We start from the raw sequence: 20,907 nt of genomic DNA, 5'->3' as shown, positions 1-20,907 counted from the left end.
GATGCCGGCGGCACCCGACGATCCGCTCGCGCAGGCCCGGTACGCCGTGCAACATGAGCCCGGCAATGCGATGGCCTGGGTCGTGCTGTCTGACGTGGAACTCGATGCCGGCGACGCCCGCAACGGCGCCGCCGCCGCGCAGCGCGCGCTGCAGCTGGCGCCCGGTCATCCGGAAGCGCTGGCGCGGCTGGGCCGCGCGCAATGGATGCTGGGCCGCCATGCCGAGGCCGCCGACAGCCTGCGTGCCGCCGCACGGCAAGCGCCGCAACATCCCGGTATCGCGGTCTGGCTCGGCCACGCGCTGGAAGACGCCGGCGATGCCGAGGGCGCCAACGACGCCTATGCGCAAGCGCATGCGCTGGCACCGGAACACCCGCTGATCGCCGCCCATCTGCTGGCCTGGCGCCGGCGCCTGTGCGACTGGCGCGACCTCGAACGCCTCTCCCGGCAGGTGCGCGATGCGGTGCGCGCAGGGCACGGCGTGGTCGAGCCGTTCGCCTTCCTCAGCGAGGACGCCACGCCCGCCGAGCAGCTCCAGTGCGCGCGGCTGCGGGCGCGGGCACTGTCCGAGCGGATCCGGACGTTGCCACCTGCGCCGCCACGCGCGGCGAATGCACCGCTGCGCATCGGATTCCTGTCCAACGGCTTCGGCGCGCATCCGACCGGGCTGCTGACCGCCGCTTTCTTCGAGGCGCTGGCGGCGCAAGGCACGCTCGAAACGCACCTGTTCGCGCTCAACCGCGACGACGGCAGTGCGGTCCGGCAGCGCCTGCAGCGGGCGGCGCAGCGGCTGCACGATGTCTCCGGACTGGCGCACGCACCGATCGCGCAGCGCATCCGCGAGACCGGCATCGACGTCCTGTTCGACATGCGCGGCTGGGGCGGCGGTGGCGCGCCGGAGGTGCTGGCGATGCGGCCGGCGCCGGTGCAGGTGAACTGGCTGGCCTACCCCGGCACCTCGGGCGCGCCGTGGATCGACCACGTGCTGGCCGACGGTTTCGTGCTGCCCGATGCACTGGCGCCGCATTTCAGCGAGCGGGTCGTGCGCCTGCCGCGCTGTTTCCAGCCCTCGGACACTCGCCGCGAAGTGCCGCCGGCGCCGGTACGCACCGACTGCGGCCTGCCCGAACGCGCGGCCGACGGCGGCGGCGTGGTGTTCTGCTGCTTCAACAACAGCTACAAGCTCAACCCGCGCAGCACCACGCGGGCATTGGCGGTGCTGCGCGAGGTGCCCGGCAGCGTGCTGTGGCTGCTGTCCGGCCCCGGCCGCGCCGACGCGCGCCTGCGCGCGTTCGCCGAGACGCAGCGCGTGGATCCGCGGCGGCTGGTGTTCATGCCCAAGCAGCCGCACGCCGCCTACCTGGCGCGGCTGCAGCTCGCCGACCTGTTCCTGGACACCGAACCGTACAACGCCCACACCACCGCCTCGGATGCGCTGTGGGTCGGCTGCCCGGTGCTGACCCGCCCCGGCGACACCTTCGCCGCGCGCGTGGCCGGCAGCCTCAACCACCACCTCGGCATGGACGCGATGAACGTGGACGGCGACGAGGCCTTCGTCGCCCGCGCGATCACGCTCGGCCGCGACCCGCAGGCCCTGGCAGGGTTGCGTGCCGAACTCGCCCGGCGCCGCGAGCACAGCGGCCTGTTCGACATGGACGGGTTTGCCGCAAATTTCACCGATGCGGTGCGGGCGATGGCGGGGCCGGAGCGCGGCACCGACGCGGCCCTGTAAGTCCGCGATAGGTTAGGCTCCCGCCATGAGCGCCGACGACGACTTCATTCCTCTCTCCCTGTGCGTGTTGACGGTCTCCGACAGCCGCACGCCCGACACCGACAGCTCCGGCGACTATCTCGTCGAAGCGTTGCAGGCCGCAGGCCACCGGCTCGCGCATCGCGCGCTGCTCCCCGACGACCGCTACCGCCTGCGCGCCGCGGTGTCGCAATGGATCGCCGACGCGGACGTCGACGGCGTGCTGGTCACCGGCGGCACCGGCTTCACCGGCCGCGATTCCACGCCCGAGGCCCTGCTGCCGCTGCTGGACAAGGAAATGCCGGGCTTCGGCGAGCTGTTCCGCGCGATCAGCTTCGAGGAGATCGGCACCTCGTCGCTGCAGTCGCGGGCCTTCGCCGGACTCGCCAACGGCACCTTCGTGTTCTGTCTGCCGGGTTCCAACTCGGCCTGCCGCACGGCGTGGGAGCGGATCGTCAGCGACCAGCTCGACGCGCGCACCCGCCCCTGCAACCTCGCCACGCTGCGCCCGCGACTGAAGGAGTAAGCGCATGCCGATCGACCAGACCCTGCGCCTGCTGGCGCGCGCCCGCGGCCTGACCGTGGCCGAGATCGCCGCCGCGATCCCGCGGGCCGGCGCCGCCACCGTGTCGGCCTGGATGCGCGGCGACAAGCTGCCCGGCCGCGACCAGCTCGACGCCCTGGCGCGGACCTTCGGCGTGCCGGCCGGCGCGCTGCTGTCCGAACTCGCCAGCACCCTGGATCCCGCGCGTACCAAGGGCGAGCACGGCCTGCTGGCCGCGTATCGCGCGCTCAACACGCGCCAACAGGGTGCGCTGCTGGAAGTGGCGCGCGGCATGGCCGGGCATGGCGCCGGTCGCCGCAAACACGGCTGATCCTGCAAGAGCGGCCTCGGGCAGGGTCGATATCCGCCAGCGCCTTGGCGGGCGGCTGCCCCGGGCACTGCCGATGCCGGCGGATCGTTCGCCTGGTGCGCAACGGCCGCGCCTGTCCATACTGCCGCTTCAGCCCGTCCTGACAGGAGCCGCCATGCCGAAGCTCAAGCGCAAGCCGTACAAGAACGAACTCGAGCCGCTGCAGCTGGAACTGGTCGCCATGGCGCGCTGGGCGCGCCACGCATGCAAGCGCATCGTCGTCGTGATGGAGGGCCGCGACACCGCCGGCAAGGGCGGCGCCATCAAGGCGATCACCGAGCATCTCGATACCCGCCAGTACCGCGTCGCCGCGCTGCCCAAACCCAGCGAGCGCGAGCAGACCCAGTGGTACTTCCAGCGCTACATCGAGCACCTGCCGGCCGCCGGCGAGATCACGCTGTTCGACCGCAGCTGGTACAACCGGGCCGGCGTGGAGAAGGTGATGGGTTTCGCCAGCCCCGCCCAGGTGAAGCGGTTCCTGCAGCAGGCACCGGTGTTCGAGAAGATGCTCACCGACGACGGCATCCTGCTGTTCAAGTACTGGCTGTGCTGCGACCAGGCGCAGCAGGAGGAGCGCTTCGCCGAGCGCCTGAACGATCCGCTCAAGGCCTGGAAGCTGTCTCCGATCGATGTCGAGGCGCGCAAGCGCTACACCGACTACACCCGCGCTCGCGAGGCCATGCTCGAGGCCACCCACACCGACCACGCGCCGTGGACCCTGGTCGATTTCAACGACCAGAAGCGCGGCCGCCTGACACTGATCCGCCACCTGCTCGACCGCTTGCCGGACGTGCACGTGCCGCGCAGCCAGCCGGATTTTCCGTCGCTGCCGGGCAGGCCGAAGAAGGAACGCTACGGCGTGCTGAAGCCGATCCCCGCCGATGCGGAGTCCGTGGAAGATTGACCGCTGTGCCCGGCATGGTCGACGCATCGCCCCGGCTCGTCCCGCGCCGTTTCCGTTTCAGCCGGTGCAACAGGATGGACGGGGCGTCGAGTTCGAGGGGTGGACGGGTGGTCCCGGCTTGCGGCGCGCGACGCGGTCAGCTTGCCGCGAAGCCGCTTCCCGCCTCCACCGGATCGGCGGCGTGGCGCTCCACCGACTCCACCCGCGCCTGCGGCGGCCCCCGCTTCAGCCATTCCGCCAGTGCGTCGATCGCGCCGGCATCGCCCGCGGCCAATACCTCGACCCGGCCGTCGGCCAGGTTCTTCGCGTAGCCGTGCAGGCCCAGCCGCTGCGCCTGTTCGCGGGTGGAGGCGCGGAAGAACACGCCCTGCACCTTGCCGCTGACCAGGAAACGTGTCGCCGCGCTCATGCCTGCGGCACCTCCGGGCCTCCCGCGGCGGCGATGGCGGTCTCGATCTCGTGCGCGGTTACTGGGCCCAGGAACTTCTTGGCGATCCTGCCGTCGGGATCGATCAGGTAGGTCATCGGCAGGCCGCGCGGGGTGTCGAAGTCGGCCGGTGGCGCGTACACGTCGACGATCGCGATCGGATACAGCACCGGGTGCTTCTCCAGGAATGCGCGCATCTCGTCGGGCTCGATCTCCTGGTAGGCCAGGCCGACCACTTCGATGTGCTCGCGCATGGTGCCGAGCGCGGACAGTTCCGGCATTTCCTTCAGGCAGGGCGCACACCAGGTGGCCCAGAAGTTGACCACCACCCATTTGCCGCGGTGATCGGCGAGATCATAGGACGCGCCGTCAATGGTGGAGACCTGCAGCGCGGGCACGCCGGGCGGCGCCTCCGCCGTTTCCGGCGGCGCATCCGCGGGCTCGACCGCCGGTGCGACGGCGTCCGGATCGGCCTCCGGCGGCTCGCGCTGGCACCCGACCGACAGCGACAACGCGCACAGCAACGGCAACAGCCAGTGGATCTTCATGGAGCCTCCTTCATGGGTTCGTAGAGTTCGCCGACGCGGCGCTTGAGCAGGTTGCGCAGGGGCACGCGCAGATCGTCGATCGCCGCCTGCGCAGCGATGCCGAGCGCGTCGTCGCGGCACGGCAGGTGCGCCTCGGCGATGGGGATGCGCAGGTGGCAGGCCTCGTACAGCTCGCCCAGGGTCAGGCGGTCCAGATCGCGCGCCAGCACCCATTCGCCCGATTCGGCGCGCACCAGCAGGTCGATCCTGGCCAGCTGCGCGATCAGCTGCTGCACCAGGGCGTCGGTGAGGCAGGGCTCGAGCTCGAGGATCTGGTCGCTGTGCAATCCGCGGCTGCCACGGCGCGCCTCCGTGAAGCGCCCGAGCAGGCGCAGCAGGCCGAACATCTCGTGACCGATCGGCAACCGCATCGCGGCCGGCTGGTAGCGGAACGCGGAGATCGACGAGGCGAACGACGCGCCCAGCAGCACGGAGATCCAGGCGAAGTAGATCCACAGCAGGAGCACCGGGATGAAGGCGACCTGGCCGTAGATCTTCTGGTAGGCGTCGAAGCTGCCCAGGTACAGCGCGATCAGGTGCTTGGCGATCTCCAGCAGCACCGCCGCCAGCAGCGCGCCGGCGAAGGCGTGCCGCCACTTCACCGTGCGGTGCGGCACCACGCGGTAGATCGCCGAGAACGCGATCAGCTCGATCGTCAACGGCGCCATCGCGAGCAGCACGCCCTGCAGCCACTGCCCCGAGGCGGTGCTGAAGACGCCGAGCGCGAAGAAGCGCGTCGAGATCGCCAGGCTGGCGCTGGCCACCAGTGCACCGAGCGTCAGCACCGTCCAGTACACCAGGAACCGCGAGACCTGCGGGCGCGCGGTGCCGACGCGCCAGATGCGGTTGAACGCGTTCTCGATGCCGAGCAGCGTGATCAGCACCGAGACCACCAGCGCGATCACGCCGATGGCGGTGAGCTGGCCGGTGTTCTGCGAGAACTGCAGCAGATAGCCCTGTACCGCGCGCGCCGAGCTGGGCACGAAATTGGAAAAGATGTAGTCGCTCAGCTGCTGGCTCCAGGCGTCGAACACCGGGAACGCCGACAGCACCCCGAAGATCACCATCGACAGCGGCACCAACGCGAACACCGTGGTGAACGCCAGCGCGCCGGCCACCTCGAACAGGCGGTCGTCGAGGAAGCGCCGCCCGAGGAAACGCACGAAGGAACGTGCACGGGCGCGATCGATGGCGCGGTCGGTCCAGCGGTTCAGGGTATCGAGCGGCTCCACGCGCCGAGAGTACCCGAAGACGCGCGGCGCGGACGTCCCCGCGCACGCATGAAGCGGGGCCCGTCCGGCCCTGCGCATCGGGCATGCTCTATCCTTGCGCCTTTGCGGAGGAGCCGATGCCCGACATCCTGGTGCTCTACTACAGTCGCGGCGGCTCGGTGGCGAGGCTCGCGCGCCATGTCGCCCGCGGCATCGGCGAGGTCGACGGCATGGTCGCGCGGGTCCGCACGGTGCCGCCGGTGGCGGCGGTGACCGTGGCCGCCAGCCCGCCGGTACCGGAGGACGGTGCACCCTACGTCGAGCGCGGCGACCTGGCCGAATGCGTCGGCCTGGTGTTCGGCAGCCCGACCCGTTTCGGCAACATGGCGGCACCGCTCAAGCACTTCATCGACGGCCTCGGCGCGGAATGGGCCAGCGGCACCCTGGTCGGCAAGCCGGCGGCGGTGTTCACCTCCACCGCCACCCAGCACGGCGGCCAGGAATCGACGCTGCTGTCGATGATGGTGCCGCTGCTGCACCACGGCTGCGTGCTGGTGGGCATCCCCTATACCGAGCCGGCGCTGAGCAGTACCCGCGGCGGCGGCACGCCCTACGGCGCCAGCCACGTCTCCGGCAATGCGAACGACCCCCAGCCCAGCGACGACGAGGCTGCGTTGGCGCGCTCGCTCGGCCGGCGCGTCGCGCAGCTGTCGGCGAAGCTGGCGACGTGAACCGGCCACGGCGCTCGCGCGGCCTGCTGGGTGCGGCATTGCTCGCGCTGGCGGCGCTGTTCGCGTTCCGTTTCCACGACAGCGGCCAGCTGGCCGCGGCGTTGATCGTGTTCGTGCTGCCGCCGCTGCTGCTGTTGGCCGGCGTGCTGCGCGGCAGCGCCAAAGCGGCGTTCTGGGCCGGCGTGTGCGGGCTGCTGTGGTTCTCGCACGGCGTGATGGAGGCCTGGAGCGAGCCGGCGCTGCGCCTGGCGGCATGGGCGGAAATCACGCTGGCACTGGTGGTGATCGCCGCCTCCAGCTGGCCGGGGCTGGCTGCCCGCTTCGGCTGGCGCCGCCCTTCCGATCGGCCGCCACCTCCGTAGGAGCGCGCCATGCGCGCGATGCCGCGGGTGTCGGCAGCATTCGGTGGATGCCGCGATTCTGGACCGGCAGGCATGCCGGTCACCGGAATCCGCGGGCGGCGAAGCACCCGCGGCATCGCGCGCATGGCGCGCTCCTACGCGCGGCACGCAGTGCGTCGAGGCCATAGAATGCGCGCTGGCCCGGCTGTCCCGACAACGACCCAATGGAAGAACTGCTGATCGTCACCACCGGCGGCACCATCGACAAGGTGTACTTCGACGACAAGTCGGACTACCAGGTCGGCGAGCCGCAGATCGGGCGCATCCTCGAGGAACTGGGCGTGGCGTTCCGCTTCCGTGTGATCCCGATCCTACGCAAGGATTCGCTGCATATCACCGATGAAGACCGCGAACTGATCCACGCCACCATCGCCGCGCAGCCGGCACGGCACGTGCTGATCACCCACGGCACCGATTCGATGGTGCAGACGGCGCAGGCGCTGGCGTCCATCGCCGGCAAGACCATCGTGCTGACCGGTGCGCTGAATCCGGCGCGCTTCCGCGGCTCGGATGCCGAGTTCAACATCGGCACCGCGGTCGGCGCGGTGCAATCGCTCGCGCAGGGCGTGTACATCGCCATGAACGGCCGCATCTGGGACCCCCGCCAGGTGCGCAAGAATGTGGATGCGAACCGCTTCGAGGCGACCGGCTGACAGCCCCGCTGGGCCGGGTCTAACCTGAATCGGCGTGCTCTATGCCTCCGCAGGAGAAATCGCGACAGAAAAGCGCTCGGCTCAAAGATCCCCGCCACGGATGGGGGCGATGCCCATCATCGCGTCGACTTCCACGTACTCCACGTCCGGATCGTCCGCCAGCCGCTGCATGAGGCGCTGTGCCTGGTCCCTGTCGAGTGGGCGGTCGGCCTTGAACACATCGGCCTGCACGCCCAACCGCCGCTGCCAGGTCAGAGCCGGTGGCGTGCCGTCGCCGGTGGACACGCCGGGCGCGGCTGCGGCGCGGTCGAGCCGCGCCTGCACCGCGCGGGAGTCGCGTCCCGGGGCGCTGTCGCCGCGATACTTCACGATGAAGCGCTGGTACGGGCCGGGGCCCGAAGGCTCGCCCACCGTCGCCGTCATGGTCTCCTCCGCGCCCGCCGGGTTTGCCGACAGCATAAGGGCGAGCAGGCAGGCATGCAGGTGCGCGGGCACCGGGAAACGGACCGATGCCCTCACCCCGGCTTCCCGGGGTGAGGACGGACGGCTCAGTAGCTGCCGGTCAGGGTCACGCCCGAGAAGGCGCTGAAGCCACGGATCATGATGTGCCACGTGCCCGCCTGCGGGGAGCTGATGGTGCAGGTCTCGTTGCTGTTGGACAGGTACGGACGGCACTCGTACTCCGAGGTGGTCGGCTGCACGCCGTGGCGCACGTACAGGTCGGCGTCACCGCTGTTGCCGGTCATGGCAACGGTCAGGCTGCCGGCGCCGTCGGGCACCTCGATGGTCCAGTACTGCTGGCTGCCGGCGTCGCCGGCGATGTCGGTCACCGGTACGCCGTTCTCGAGCTCGCCGTCGCCAGGCCCGGTCCCGGGCTCGGCGTGGCGCGCCTGCAGGGTGACGCGGCTGAAGGCCCGCACGCCGACCAGCTTGACGTAGTAGGTGCCGGCCTGCGGCGCCGCGATGCGCACCACCTCGTTGTTGCCCGGACGCTGCGAGGCGTAGTCGTGCTCCTCGGCGTTCGGCTCGGCCTCGAAGCTGACGTACATCGCGATGTCGCCACTGCCGCCGGAGGTGATGAAGCTCAGCGGACCGTCGACGCCCTCGGGCACCGTCAGGCTGTACAGCTGTTCGCTGCCCGCGTCGCCGGCCAGTCCGGTCACCGGCTGGCGGTTGAAGATCTCGGTGGCGTCCGGGCCGGTGTCGCCAACCTCGATGGTCTGGCTGGTGCTGCCGGTGTTGTCCTGGTCGTCGGTGACGGTCAGGGTGACGGTATAGACACCCGCCGCGTCGTAGGTCTTGACCGGATTGGCTTCGCTCGAGCCGGTGCCGTCGCCGAAGTCCCAGTCATAGGCGACGATCTCGCCGTCCTCGTCGCTGGAGGTGTCGGTGAAGGTCACCGTCAGCGTGTCGTTGTCGACCGCATAGGTGAAGCCCGCCACCGGATCGCCGGGCTCGCCGCCGTCGGCGCCGATGCCGTCGATGAACTCGGCACCGGTGCCGAGCGGGTCGAGCCAGCTGGCCAGCGACGTGGCCTCCGTGCCGCCGCCGTCCCATGACGTATGCAGGCGACCGTAGTAGTCGCTGTGGTCGTCGCCGCTGGTGCTGCACGAAGCCAGGCCGCCGTGCAGCTGACCGATCACGCGCTTGTCCGGACTGTAGAGCGGCGACCCGGAGGAACCGCCCTCGGTGGTGCCGGGCTGGTTCCAGAACACGTGCAGGTGGTCGTTGCCGGTGCCGAAGTAGCCGCTGATCACCAGCGGGTTCGACGAATGGGTGATGCGCTTCTCGGCCACCCGCGGATGGTGGATGCCGGTGGCGCCGTCGAAACTGGAGTCACGGCGGTCCCAGCCGGCCCAGTACAGGTTGAACTCGGGATCGGCCGGATCGTCGAACTCCAGCAGGGTGAAGTCGGAAGTCGACCAGGTCGCAAGCGGCACGGCGCCGGTCTGGTTCTGGTCGAGGCTGCCGTCGCCGTCGGCGCCGCTTTCGGCGCTGCCGGGCGTGCGGCAGTACGAGTTCTCGTAGTTCCAGTACACCACGATCGAGGCGGCCGCGTCGGCGGTGCCCATGCTGCAGTGGTGCGCGGTCAGGAAGTACATCTTCTGGTCGTTGGCGGTGTTGTTGACCAGCGATCCGCTGCAATAGAACGTGCCGAAGCGCGAGTACGCGCCGGACGCGGGGATCTGGTCGCGCCAGTCGTCGCCCGCCGGGCACACCACGTCGATGTTGCAGGATCCGGAGACGCCCTGCGCCTGCTCCATCGCGCCGCGGCGCGCCAGGTCGCCGAAGCCGAGATAGTCGTGGTTGACGCTCGCCAGGCGCAGCTTGAGTTCGCCGGCCTTCGCGCGCGGCACCACCACCTCGATCACCGCATGGTCGCCCGGCACCACCGGCGTCCACAGCTTGCCGTGGGCCTTGTTGTCGGCGTCGGTGAAGGTGCGGATCGCCGCCGGGTCGGCGCTTGCGTTCAGGCCGGCCGGGTAGATCAGCATGCGCCCACCTTCCGGCATCGCGTACTCGTCGAAACCGAAGTTCAGCGAGAGCGCGCCCTTGGATTCCAGGCGCAGGCGCCAGACCAGCGTGTCACCGTCGATCTTGTCCCAGTCGCCGGCGTTCAACGGCGTGAGGTCGACCCGATGCGGGGTGGCGAAGCGCACCGGCTCGTCGCGGCGCGCCGCGGCGCGCCGGGCGTCCTCGGCGCGCAGCCTGGCCACGTCGACCGCGGGCATGCTGCGCACCTCGATCGTATGTTCGGCCGGCAGCCGATGGTCGAAAGCGGCCGGCCTGGCGTCGCGCTGCGCTGCCAGCGCGGTTCCTGCCGACAGCATGCCGGCCATGATCAGTCCTATCGCGTATCTCATCACTCCTCCTGCCCTTCGTGTTGGCGGCCTGCGCCGCGTCGAAAAAAGGCACCCCGGTGGGTTCGGGGTGCCGAAGAGATGTTCAAAGACCGTAGAGGTGCACCTGGACGCTCAGAGGGTGAGATCCCAGCTGTTGATGTAGCCGGTATCCCCCGCGTAGTTGTCGTTGACCCGCAGCCGCCAGGTGCCGTTGATCGCCTCGCTCGACAGGTTCACCGCGTAGGTGCCGATGACGTTGTCGGCGCTGCCGCCGCTGCGGTTGTGCAGCACGTAGACGCTGCCGTCCGGCGCCACCAGGTCGACCTTGAGGTCGCCGCGGTAGGTGTGGCGGATGTCGACGCCGACCGGCGTGCTCGCGGGCGCGCTGCCGCTGCGGCCGGAGATCGTGATCGGGCTTTCCACCGTCGAATGGTCGGCGATCGGATAGTCGCTGGTGTTGCTGTAGGTCTGCGCGCCACCGCCGCCACCGCCGCTGAAGCTGCCGGTCAGGGTCACGCCGGAGTAGGCCGAGTAGCCGCGCAGCATGACGTGGTAGGTGCCGGCCTGCGGCGAGGCGAAGCTGCAGGTCTCGTTGTTGCCGTTGAGGTACGGGCGGCAATCGTAGGCCGAGGTGGTCGGCTGCGAGCCGCGGCGCACGTACAGGTCGGCGTCGCCGCTGCCGCCGGAAATGCCGATGCTCAGGTTGCTGGCGCCCGCCGGCACCACGATCGTCCAGTACTGGGTGCTGCCGCTGCCGCCGGAAATGCCGCTCACCGGCACGCCGTTCTCGAGTTCGCCCTCGCCCGGGCCGGGGCCGCCACCGTCGCCGGCCGCGTCCACCGCTGCCTTGGCGTTGACGATGCCGGCACCGATCGGCTGCGACGGCGTCGACGGGAAGGCGCGCGCGGTGCTCTTGAGCAGCGACTCCACCGCGGCCGGGGTCAACACCGGGTCGGCGACCGACTGCATCAGCGCGACCACGCCGGCCACGTGCGGCGCGGCCATCGACGTACCGCTGTAGGAGGCGTAGCTGGCGCTGCCGGGCGTGGTGCTGCCGCTGTTGAGCGTCGACAGGATGCTAGAACCCGGCGCCGAGACGTCGATCAGCGCGCCGTAGTTGGAGAAGCCCGAACGCGCGCCGGTGTTGGTGTTCGACGCCACCGCGACCACGTTGTTGCAGTTGGCGGGCGAGAAGCCGGACACGTTGGCATTGCTGTTGCCGGCGGCGATCACCAGGGTGGTGCCGCGGCCGACGGCGCCGTTGATCGCGCTCTGCATGGCCGAGCCGCACGAGCCGCCGCCGCCGAGGCTGAGGTTGATCGCCTCGGCCGGGTTGGCGTTGGCGGGCACGCCGCTGACCGAACCGCCCGATGCCCAGATGACGGCGTCGGCGATGTCCGAATCGTATCCGCCGCAGCGGCCGAGTACCCGCACCGGAACGACCTTGGCATTGAATGCGGTGCCGGCGACGCCGGTGTTGTTGTTGGTGACCGCGGCGACGGTGCCGGTGACGTGGGTACCGTGCCAGCTCGAGGGCTGCGCGGCATGCAGGCCGCCGCATTCGTTGGCGGTGACCCAGTCGCCCGGATCGGCCGGGTTCGAGTCGCGCCCGTTGCCGTCGCGCGAGACGAAGGTATCGACGATGAAGTCGTAGCCCGGCAGGATGTTGGCGTTGAGATCGGCGTGGTTGGTGATACCGGTATCCAGCACCGCCACCACGGTGCCGCTGCCGCTGGTGACGTCCCAGGCCTCGGTGGCACGGATGCCGCCGGCGCCGGTGCCGAAGCCGTACTGCTGGCCGAAGTTCGGATCGTTGGGTGTCAGCAGGACCTGGTTGAGCTTGTCGACCTCGACGTACTCGACGTTCGGATTGGCGGCGATCTGCCGCATCAGCGACTCGGCCTCGGCGCGGTCGAGCTTCTGGTCGGTGGCGATCACCTCCGCGCCGACGGCCATGCGCCGCAGCGCGCGGATGCCCAGCGCACGGCCGCTTGCGGCCTTGGCGGGCACGGCGCGCGCGGCTCCACGCAGGCTGGCCTCCAGCGCGGCCCCGCCGGCAAGTTCCGGACTGCCGTCGCGATACTTCACGATGAAGCGGTCGTGCAGTTCGGACGCCTGCAAGCCGCTGAGATTGAGGCGTTCGCCGGCCACGGCCGGAACCACGGCCATCGACGACAGGGCGGTGGCGGTCGCAACCGCCAGCGCGCGCATGCGAATACGGCGTTTCGAGACATCGGACATCGGTGTTACCCCCGGAAAATCGGAAAACAAAACCGCGGAAGCGGCAGGAACCGGGGCACACGCGAGTCGTGGAGTTGCGGACGATCGCACTGCATCCCGACATGAATGCGGACATTGACAATCCTGTCCACAAACTGACGCTAAGCGACCGTTCGACGTGAACGCAAGCGGCCAAGGAGCGGGCCGTTGCAGTAAAAAAATGATGTTCGTCACATAATCGATCATTGGTCGATTACAGCGGAAACTTTTTGCCGTGCGCCGTGTCGGCGCGGGCCTGACCGGCCCGGAAGCATGCACGTACCTGCCGTCCGCCACGCGGCCGCATCGGCCGCGCCGGCCCGCGATGCGGCATGTCGAGGCGATCCGGAGGCACGATGCTTTCTGGAGCTCCGCGACTGCAGCGCAACGAGCGGGGGAGCGAGCGTTTGATCGACGCGGCTACGCGCCACGCCGCGAGAAAGCGGAACCGGGACGGCACGAGTGCCGCATCGTCTCCACGCCCTACAGCATGCCCGTTTCCAGGCGCGCGGCTTCCGACATCATCGACTGGTTCCACGGCGGGTCGAACACCAGCTCGACGTCCGCCTCGGTCACGGTCGGTATCATCTCCAGCCGGCTGCGCACGTCGTCGACCAGGATCTCGCCCATGCCACAGCCGGGCGCGGTCAGGGTCATCTTCACCTCCACCATGCGCCCACCCTCCTCCGCCGGCCGGACCACGGCCTCGTAGACCAGGCCCAGATCGACCACGTTGATCGGGATCTCGGGATCGAAGCAGGTGCGCAGCTGCTTCCACACCAGCTGCTCGACCGCCGAATCGTCGGCGTCGCCGGGCAGTTCCAGCGCCGGCGGCGGTTCCTTGCCGATCGCGTCGGCGTCGCGGCCGGCGATGCGGAACAGGTTGCCCTCGATGAAGACCGTATAGCTGCCGCCCAGCGCCTGGGTGATGTAGCCGATGCTGCCGGCGGGCAGGGTCACGCCCTCGCCCTGCGGCACCAGGACGGCGGCGCAGTCGCGTTCGAGACGCACGGGTTCGCTGCTGCTGGAATACATACGGAGAACATGGGGTCGACGCCGCGGCGCGCAAGACGGGCATTGTATCGCCGCCCGGCGGGGACGCTATGCTGGCGCGCCCGACCCTCCCCATACCGCATGCCGAAGCCCGCCGCGCCGTCCTCTTCCTGGTTCGCCTTTCTGCTGCTGTTGCTGGGGACCGCCGGTTGCGCCGCGCTGTGGATCCTGCTCGCCGCGGCCACCGGGCGCCAGTGCAGCTGGATGGCGGTGGTGGCCGCATTCGACGCCGCGTTGCTGCTGCGGATGGTGCGGGTGCGGCCCGGCATGCTGCGGGCGCTATGGGGGATGCTCGCGACCGCGGCGGCGATCGCGCTGGCCAACTGGTTCATCGTCGCCACCCAGTTGGGCAAGATGCTGGGACTGCTGCCGTGGGAGTCGGCGCTCAAGCTCGGCGCGCACCACGCGTGGACGCTGTCGCAGCTGGCCAATGGTCGCGTCGATCTCGCCTGGCTCGGCGCCGCGCTGGTGATCGCGGTCGTGGCGTCGCGCTAACGCCCGTCGTCAGCCCTGAAGCGGCCCCTGGACCGGAAACAGCTCGTCCAGGCAGCACCCCAGCAGCGCCACCGCCTGTTCGATCTCTGCCACCGACAGGCCGCCGTATCCCATCAGCAACCCGGCACGGTCGGGCGGATCGAGGTAACGCGGGCTGATCGAGTACAGCCCCAGGCCGCGCCGGCGCGCACGGGCGATCAGCGCTTCGGCATCGGCGCGGCCGCGGCCGCGCAGCCACACCGCCAGGTGCATGCCGGCACGCGAGTCGGCGATCTGCAAACGATCGCCGCCGTACCGGCGCAAGCCCGCCAGCAGTGCGTCGCGACGCCGCTTCAACTCGCGCGCGGTGCGGCGCAGATGCCGTTCGAACCCGCCGTCGGCGATGAAGTTCGCCATCGCCGCCTGCTCGATGGCGGGGGAGCCGAAGTCGTCGAGCCACTTGGCGGCGACGAAATCCCGGCGCAGCCCCGCCGGCATCACCAGGTAGCCCAGGCGCAGGGCGGGAAACATCACCTTGGAGAAGGTGCCGACATAGATCACCCGGTCGTGCCGGTCGAGCGAGCGCAGCGCGGCCAGAGGGCGGGCGTCGTAGCGGAATTCGCCGTCGTAGTCGTCCTCGAAGATCCAGCTGCCGGTGCGTTGCGCATAGTCGAGCAATGCCATCCGTCGCGACAGCGAGAGCAGCGCGCCGGTGGGAAACTGATGCGAGGGCGTGACGCAGACCAGCCGCGCACCGCGCGCCGGCAGGGCCTCGCACACCAGGCCCTCGCCGTCGACGGGGACTCCGCACAGGTGCGCGCCGTGCACGCGCAGCACGGTGCGGATCGCGTAGTACTGCGGATCCTCGATCACTGCCGTGTCGCCTTCGTTCAGCAGGATCCTGGCGGTCAGCGACAGCGCCTGCTGGGTGCCGGCGACGATCAGCACGTCCTCCGGCGCGGCCTGCACGCCGCGCCGCCGCGTCAGGTAATCGCAGACCGCTTTGCGCAATGCCGGCAGGCCCTGGCTCATCGGGTAGCTGGGCGGGGTGTACAGGGCGGCCTTGGCCAGTTCGCGCGCCCAGGCGCTGGTCAGCACCGGATTGGTCAGCGGCACGCCGTACTGGAAGGCATAGCGCAGACCGCCGTTGCCTTCGTCGGCAAGCCGGGCCTGATCGTGGAAGCGGCGCGCGCGGTCGGCGAAATCCGACTGCGGCGGAAGCTCGACCGGGTCCGCCTCGTCTCCCGCGAGCGACGGGGGCCGGGCCTGCAGCGGCACCGAGACGTAGCTGCCCGCACCCACCCGGGCCGCGACGAAGCCTTCGGCACGCAGCTGCTCATAGGCGGCCAGCACGGTGTTGCGCGACAGGCCCAGTTCGCGGGCCAGCAGCCGGGTCGGCGGCAGGCGCGCGCCGCACCCCACCCGGCCGGCGAACACGGCCGACTTGAGCGCGCGGGTCAGCTGCGCGTGCAGCGGGCCCTGTCCATCGAATTGCAGGTGCATCGTCGGCCTCCATCGGAAAGGCGCGGAAGCGGGGCCGCCTGGCCGTCCCGAGATCGCGGATCGACGCACGGGTGTGCCCTGTCGTTTCCGCGTTGCGGATTGGCCCCATTGAAACCCGATCGATTGGCCCTTGATAGTGCCACTTTCCTGGCGCGAGATAGAGCCAATCCACCCTTTCCCGGACAGGAGCCACCCATGACCACGACCGGCATCGACACTTGGCGCCCGCCCCGGCGGGCCGCACGCACACGCCTCGCCGTGCGCTCACCGCTGCCGTGGCTGCTGCTGGCCGGCCTGGTCGCCGGCGGCCTGGAATTGTCCGTCGCGTTCGGATTCTGGGCCCTGCGGGACGTCGGCCCGCTCCGGATCCTGCAGGCGATCGCGTCCTGGGCGCTGGGCAGGGAGGCGGCGTTCGCCGGCGGGGCGCAGACGGCGGCGCTGGGCGCGGCGCTGTACGTCTACCTGGTGACGGCGATGGCCGCGGCGTACTACTGCCTGGGCCGGCGCTATCCCGGACTGCACGCGCACCCGTTGCGATACGGCGCACTGTACGGCCTCGCCCTGTACGTGCTGATGTTCCGGATCCTGGTGCCGCTGTCGGCGGCGCCGCCGCCACGGCAGGCAGACCCGGCCTGGACGCTGACCTGCATCGTCGCCTACGCGCTGTGCGTGGGCATACCGTGCGCGCTGTTCGCCAAGCGAGCCACCGACGTTCGCTGAGCCCGTCCCAGACGTCGTCCTTACTCCTGCACGCTGCGCACCTACGCGGCACCGCGATCGAGTCATCGCGACCGGTCGGCGCCGGCACACCGCGAACCCGCCGATTGGCTCCGTCTCATTGGCCTGCAAGTGGCGCTCGCCCGAATCAATCGGCGCCTCTAGGCTGGTCCGGTCCGGCGCGCCGAGGGCGCCGGCATTGCCGGCATGCGACGCGGCACCGCCGGGTGCCGACCCGCGTTCTGTCCGCCACACCCGCAGGAGATCCCGATGAACGCCCCCTCCCTCATCCTGTTCGCGACCGTCGCGCTCGTCGCCGCCCCCGCGGCGGTCGCCGGCGAATGCAAGAAGATCCACGCCGAGATGGTCGAGATCGCCGCCACCGAGGGCTGTAATCCACCGCATACCTCGTGCTTTCTCGGCGAGATCGACGGCAATCACGGCTTGCGCGGCACCACCCATTTCAAGGCAGACGGGATCGGCGGCCGGCCGACCACGTCGCCGGATTTCCTGCCGTACAGCGGACCGTTCGAATACCACACCGCCACCGGCAGCCTGTTCATGCGCGAGACCGGCATCACCGACCCGAAAGTCGTCACCGCCTACCAGCAGGTCGTGGACGCCACCGGCGAATACAGCGGCTACACCGGCCACTTGTTCGTCAACGGTCACAAGCTGGGGAGCGGCGTGATCAGCACTCGGATCACCGGCCGGCTCTGCCGGCCTGACTGATGCGTGGCCCGCCCGGCGTACGCTCTCGCGCCCGTTATCTGTGCCTGATCTTCGGCGGGCTGCTCGCCGGAACCCTCGATCTGATCTACATCTGCAGTCTGTGGGCCGCGAAAGGCATCGGCGCGATGCGGATCCTGCAGAGCGTGGCGGCAGGTTGGCTCGGGCGGGAGGCGGCGCTCGCCGGCGGCATCGCCACCGCCCTGCTCGGCCTGGTCTCGCACTACGCGATCGCGATCGTCATGGCCTGCGTCTACGGTCTGGCGAGCCGGCGCTGGCCGCGACTGCTGCGAAACCCGCTCCGGTACGGCGCGCTCTACGGCATCGCGCTGTACCTGGCGATGAATTTCGTCGTGGTGCCGCTGTCGGCGGCCGGGAGCGGGCCGCCGCGTTGGGAATGGATGCAGGTGTCGCATCTGCTCGCGCACATGCTGCTGGTCGGCATTCCATGCGCCCTTGCCGCACGGCTCGCGGCGCGTGTCGCGCCCGCGCCGCAGCCGGCGACCGCTGCACCCATCGCCGGAAACCAAGACGCCTGACGCGGTACACACCCGCTGTCGCCTTGCCGCATCGCGGGAATGGCAATCCCGTGGAGCCCACGGGCCAGCGGCACTGCTCACTCGTCAACTCCCGCACATGCAGCGGTCCCTGAGCTGCGCATGTTGCGCCGTTAAAGATTCGTAATTTCGCTGGACGGCCAAGCCGTATCCATTCAACCAGCGGAGTCAGCAATGCGAATCCACCTTTTGAGCCACGCCGTGCGCCATGCGCTGTTGGCGGGCACCGCCCTGGGCATCACCGCGCTGCCTTTCGGCGTCGTCAGCGCGCAGGACGACGCGCAGGACCAGCAGCAAGCCACGACCCTCGACCGGATCGAGGTCACCGGCTCGCGTATCCGCCAGGTCGACATCGAGACCGCGCAGCCGGTGCTGACCATCAGCCGAGAAGACATCGAGAACCAGGGGTTTCAGTCGGTCGCCGACATCCTGCAGAACATCACCTCCGCCGGTTCGCCGCCGCTGAGCCGCGCCTCGCCACTTGCGTCCGGCGAGGCAGCCGGGGGCCTGGCCATCGACCTGCGCAACCTGACCCCGCAGCGCACCCTGGTACTGGTCAACGGCAAGCGCCTGGGCATCACCACCACCGGCGTGCAGGACATCTCCACCATCCCGACGGCGATGGTCGAGCGCATCGAGGTGCTGAAGGACGGTGCGTCGGCCGTGTACGGCTCCGACGCGATGGCGGGCGTGGTCAACATCATCACTCGCTCCAACTACGAAGGCATCCAGGGCAGCGTCTACTACGGGCAGTACAGCCAGGGCGACGGCGCCGTCGAGAAGTACGACTTCGTGATGGGCGCCAGCAGTGACCGCGGCTCGATCACCATCGGTGTCGAGTACGCCCAGGAAGACGAAGTCTGGCAGCGGGACCGTCCGTTCAGTGCCGAGCCGCTGGGCGACCGCCATCCCGGCAGGAACTGGACGTCCGTAGGCGCGTTCGGCGGCTTCGTGAGCAACCCCACGAGCAATCCTTTGCCGAACGTCACGTATCCCGCGCCGACGGACACCAACCCGGACCAGAACACCCGCGTGATCGTGCGTCCGGGCGGTGATCCGCGCAATCCGGCCGACTACATTAACCAGAACCCCAGTTCGGCCTCTCCGTTGCACCGGAGCAACGCCGGCGAGCAGATGCACCTGCGCACGCCGCTGGAGCGCAAGTCGCTGTTCGTGGATGGCAGCTACGACATTACCGATGCCGTCCGCTTCCGTAGCAACATGATGTACAGCAACCGCATCACTGATCGCCAGATTGCCGGTTATCCGTTGCAGGCGACTTCATTCGGCTCGTTCGACGCCGGCGCCGGCATTCCGATGTCTGCCGACAGCTATTTCAGCCCGACTGGTGACGAGATTGCCACCTGGTGGCGTCGCGGCTGGGAAGTCCCGCGCACCGCCACCAGTGACGTGACCACCTGGCGTTTCACTGGCGCATTGGAAGGCAGTTTCGAGCTCGGCGAGCGCTACTTCGACTGGGACGTCGGCGCGATGTACAACCAGAACAAGGTGATCCAGTCCTCGTTCGGCAACTTCAACCTGGCCAACGTGCAGAAGGCGGTCGGCCCATCGTTCCTGAACGACGCCGGTCGGGTTCAGTGCGGATCGCCAGACAGCCCGATCTCGTTCACGGATTGCGTCCCCTGGAACCCGCTGCTGCACTACGGCGAAGCCGGTCAGGGCAGCCTGGCCGACGAGGACGTGCAGAACTTCCTGTACCAGGAAGAGCATTCCACCGGCGAGACCGAGACCACCATCTTCACCGCCAACCTCACCGGCGGCCTGTTCGAACTGCCGGCCGGCGAGATGTCGTTCGCGCTGGGCGTCGAGCATCGCAAGGAAGAGGGCAAGTTCATTCCGGACGCACTGGCCGTGACCGGTGGCTCGACCAATCTGGCCGGTCGCGCCACCCGCGGCAGCTACAGCGAGGAATCGCTGTACGGCGAATTGTTCGTGCCGATCCTGGCTGACGTCGTGGGCGCGCGGGAGCTGAGCCTCAACATCTCCAGCCGTTACTCGGACTACGACACGTTCGGCGACACGCTCAACAGCAAGTTCGGCCTGAAGTGGAAACCAATCGATGACCTGCTGATCCGCGCCACCTGGGCGCAGGGCTTCCGCGCGCCGAACGTCAACAACCTGTTCGGCGGCGGTTCGCAGACGTTCGCGTTCTACACCGATCCCTGCGACACCCAGTTCGGCGCTTCGGCCGGCGATCCGGCCGTCCGCGCCCGCTGCGCCCAGGACATCGCCAACGCCGACACCTTCCGCCAGCTGCAGCAGGGCTTCGTGCCGACCGAGTTCGCCAATGCGCAGACTCCGCTGGCATTCTTCACCGGTGCCGGCAATATCGATCTGGAACCCGAGGAGTCCACCAGCAAGAACGTGGGCTTCGTCTGGAGCCCCAGCTTCGCCGAGGGCCTGAGCTTCAGCCTCGACTGGTGGCAGATCGAGATCACCAACACCATCGTCGCCGACACCCCGACGCAGATGCTCGATGACTGCTATGTCGAGCAGATCGCCTCGCGTTGCGTCAACTTCACCCGCGACCCGGTGCTCGGCATCGTCAACAACATGAACTTCGGCAGCCGCAATGCCGGCTACATCGAGGTGGAAGGCTACGATTTCGGCGCCATCTACCGGATCGACACTGATTTCGGCCGCTTCGGGGTCGACTGGCAGAACACCTACACCAGCAAGAACGAGTTCAAGACCAGCGACGATGCCCAGTTCACCACCCAGGCCAACAGTTTCGTCACCACCGCCGGTGCCAACTTCCGACTGCGTTCGAACCTGGGCCTGACCTGGGACCAGGGCGACTTCGGTGCCAGCTGGAACATGCGCTATCACTCGACCATCAAGGAGGAGTGCCTGAGCGCCACGCTCTTCCCGGGGGAGTGCTCGGATCCGGATTACATTGCCGCCAATCCAGCGGACACCAGCCCGATCAACCGCACCGGATCGGTTACGTTCAATGACGTCCAGGTCCGCTGGACCGCGCCATGGAATGCAACGGTTTCCGTCGGTGCCAACAACGTATTCAACCGCTACGGACCACCGCTGTACACGCAGCCGAACTCGAACACCAACTACTACGGCGGCTTCGACATCGGCCGCTTCGTGTACATGAAGTACCAACAGCGGTTCTGACCCCGACCCGCAGCGACGGCCCGGACGGGCCGTCGCTTTTTTAT

General features: G+C 69.3%; 19 protein-coding genes and 2 pseudogenes. 12 read left to right on the top strand and 9 right to left on the bottom strand.

Annotated elements, in window-relative coordinates:
* Position 1: 1 nt before the first annotated feature.
* From AB5T46_RS02080 to ppk2, 4 genes are all read left to right on the top strand, one after another.
* Complete coding sequence (locus AB5T46_RS02080; RefSeq protein WP_370562166.1) at positions 2-1,732, top strand: O-linked N-acetylglucosamine transferase, SPINDLY family protein; 1,731 nt, start codon at positions 2-4, stop codon at positions 1,730-1,732.
* Between the two features lie 25 nt (positions 1,733-1,757).
* Positions 1,758-2,276, top strand: a complete 519-nt coding sequence (gene moaB / locus AB5T46_RS02075; RefSeq protein WP_370562165.1) for a molybdenum cofactor biosynthesis protein B — start codon at positions 1,758-1,760, stop codon at positions 2,274-2,276.
* 4 nt (positions 2,277-2,280) lie between these two features.
* Complete coding sequence (locus AB5T46_RS02070; protein ID WP_370562164.1) at positions 2,281-2,625, top strand: helix-turn-helix domain-containing protein; 345 nt, start codon at positions 2,281-2,283, stop codon at positions 2,623-2,625.
* Between the two features lie 154 nt (positions 2,626-2,779).
* Positions 2,780-3,568, top strand: coding sequence for a polyphosphate kinase 2 (ppk2, locus tag AB5T46_RS02065; protein WP_370562163.1), 789 nt, complete (start codon positions 2,780-2,782; stop codon positions 3,566-3,568).
* Between the two features lie 136 nt (positions 3,569-3,704).
* Here ppk2 and yccX read toward each other — a convergent pair whose 3' ends face one another.
* Genes yccX through AB5T46_RS02050 form a run of 3 tightly spaced genes read right to left on the bottom strand, consistent with a single transcriptional unit; the run spans position 3,705 to position 5,814 of the window.
* Entirely contained in the window at positions 3,705-3,977 is a 273-nt protein-coding gene (gene yccX / locus AB5T46_RS02060; RefSeq protein WP_370562162.1) for an acylphosphatase, read from the bottom strand.
* On the bottom strand, positions 3,974-4,543 hold the full coding sequence (locus AB5T46_RS02055; protein ID WP_370562161.1) for a TlpA family protein disulfide reductase: 570 nt from the start codon (positions 4,541-4,543) through the stop codon (positions 3,974-3,976). Before AB5T46_RS02055 ends, yccX begins: the two co-directional genes overlap by 4 nt.
* Positions 4,540-5,814: a YihY family inner membrane protein gene (locus tag AB5T46_RS02050; protein ID WP_370562160.1), complete on the bottom strand. Its 1,275-nt coding sequence runs from the start codon at positions 5,812-5,814 to the stop codon at positions 4,540-4,542. Before AB5T46_RS02050 ends, AB5T46_RS02055 begins: the two co-directional genes overlap by 4 nt.
* A 116-nt stretch (positions 5,815-5,930) precedes the next feature.
* Between AB5T46_RS02050 and wrbA the strand changes: the two genes are divergently transcribed.
* The 3 genes from wrbA (at position 5,931) to AB5T46_RS02035 (ending at position 7,578) form a co-directional block, all read left to right on the top strand.
* Positions 5,931-6,524 carry an NAD(P)H:quinone oxidoreductase gene (gene wrbA / locus AB5T46_RS02045; RefSeq protein ID WP_370562159.1) on the top strand — a complete coding sequence of 198 codons (594 nt, stop codon included), beginning with the start codon at positions 5,931-5,933 and terminating at the stop codon, positions 6,522-6,524.
* On the top strand, positions 6,521-6,886 hold the full coding sequence (locus AB5T46_RS02040) for a DUF2069 domain-containing protein (RefSeq protein ID WP_370562157.1): 366 nt from the start codon (positions 6,521-6,523) through the stop codon (positions 6,884-6,886). The genes wrbA and AB5T46_RS02040 overlap by 4 nt, the downstream gene beginning before the upstream one ends.
* A 203-nt stretch (positions 6,887-7,089) precedes the next feature.
* Positions 7,090-7,578 (top strand): asparaginase domain-containing protein, encoded by a 489-nt coding sequence (locus AB5T46_RS02035; protein WP_370562156.1) that lies wholly within the window; start codon positions 7,090-7,092, stop codon positions 7,576-7,578.
* Between the two features lie 81 nt (positions 7,579-7,659).
* On the opposite strand, the gene AB5T46_RS02030 is transcribed toward AB5T46_RS02035, so the two are convergent.
* The 5 genes and pseudogenes from AB5T46_RS02030 to sufT all read right to left on the bottom strand — a co-directional run bounded on the left by AB5T46_RS02030 (position 7,660) and on the right by sufT (position 13,715).
* Positions 7,660-8,097: a hypothetical protein gene (locus AB5T46_RS02030; protein ID WP_370562154.1), complete on the bottom strand. Its 438-nt coding sequence runs from the start codon at positions 8,095-8,097 to the stop codon at positions 7,660-7,662.
* 29 nt (positions 8,098-8,126) lie between these two features.
* The gene (locus AB5T46_RS02025; protein ID WP_370562152.1) at positions 8,127-10,442 is read right to left on the bottom strand and encodes a pre-peptidase C-terminal domain-containing protein; all 2,316 of its coding nucleotides are present in this window, start codon (positions 10,440-10,442) and stop codon (positions 8,127-8,129) included.
* A 111-nt stretch (positions 10,443-10,553) separates the two neighbouring features.
* A pseudogene (locus AB5T46_RS02020) lies at positions 10,554-10,775 on the bottom strand (proprotein convertase P-domain-containing protein); the annotation flags it as partial.
* A 141-nt stretch (positions 10,776-10,916) separates the two neighbouring features.
* Positions 10,917-12,662: pseudogene (locus AB5T46_RS02015) on the bottom strand (S8 family peptidase); the annotation flags it as partial.
* A 501-nt stretch (positions 12,663-13,163) separates the two neighbouring features.
* Positions 13,164-13,715 carry a putative Fe-S cluster assembly protein SufT gene (gene sufT / locus AB5T46_RS02010; RefSeq protein ID WP_370562151.1) on the bottom strand — a complete coding sequence of 184 codons (552 nt, stop codon included), beginning with the start codon at positions 13,713-13,715 and terminating at the stop codon, positions 13,164-13,166.
* A 99-nt stretch (positions 13,716-13,814) separates the two neighbouring features.
* On the opposite strand from sufT, the gene AB5T46_RS02005 reads away from it, so the two are divergent.
* Entirely contained in the window at positions 13,815-14,228 is a 414-nt protein-coding gene (locus tag AB5T46_RS02005; RefSeq protein WP_370562150.1) for a hypothetical protein, read from the top strand.
* A 9-nt stretch (positions 14,229-14,237) separates the two neighbouring features.
* Here AB5T46_RS02005 and pdxR read toward each other — a convergent pair whose 3' ends face one another.
* The gene (gene pdxR / locus AB5T46_RS02000; RefSeq protein WP_370562149.1) at positions 14,238-15,710 is read right to left on the bottom strand and encodes a MocR-like pyridoxine biosynthesis transcription factor PdxR; all 1,473 of its coding nucleotides are present in this window, start codon (positions 15,708-15,710) and stop codon (positions 14,238-14,240) included.
* A 195-nt stretch (positions 15,711-15,905) separates the two neighbouring features.
* On the opposite strand from pdxR, the gene AB5T46_RS01995 reads away from it, so the two are divergent.
* The 4 genes from AB5T46_RS01995 to AB5T46_RS01980 all read left to right on the top strand — a co-directional run bounded on the left by AB5T46_RS01995 (position 15,906) and on the right by AB5T46_RS01980 (position 20,863).
* Positions 15,906-16,430, top strand: coding sequence for a hypothetical protein (locus AB5T46_RS01995; protein WP_370562147.1), 525 nt, complete (start codon positions 15,906-15,908; stop codon positions 16,428-16,430).
* A 267-nt stretch (positions 16,431-16,697) separates the two neighbouring features.
* On the top strand, positions 16,698-17,159 hold the full coding sequence (locus AB5T46_RS01990; protein ID WP_370562146.1) for a hypothetical protein: 462 nt from the start codon (positions 16,698-16,700) through the stop codon (positions 17,157-17,159).
* Positions 17,159-17,695, top strand: a complete 537-nt coding sequence (locus AB5T46_RS01985) for a hypothetical protein (RefSeq protein WP_370562144.1) — start codon at positions 17,159-17,161, stop codon at positions 17,693-17,695. The genes AB5T46_RS01990 and AB5T46_RS01985 overlap by 1 nt, the downstream gene beginning before the upstream one ends.
* Before the next feature lie 192 nt (positions 17,696-17,887).
* Entirely contained in the window at positions 17,888-20,863 is a 2,976-nt protein-coding gene (locus tag AB5T46_RS01980) for a TonB-dependent receptor domain-containing protein (RefSeq protein ID WP_370562142.1), read from the top strand.
* The last annotated feature ends 44 nt before the right edge of the window (positions 20,864-20,907 follow it).

Origin of the sequence: Luteimonas salinilitoris, assembly GCF_041300785.1 — a bacterium.
In the GTDB taxonomy this organism is placed as follows: Bacteria; Pseudomonadota; Gammaproteobacteria; order Xanthomonadales; family Xanthomonadaceae; genus Luteimonas; species Luteimonas salinilitoris.
Note: the sequence above shows the minus strand (reverse complement) of the source record. Positions and strands in the feature narration are given on the sequence as shown.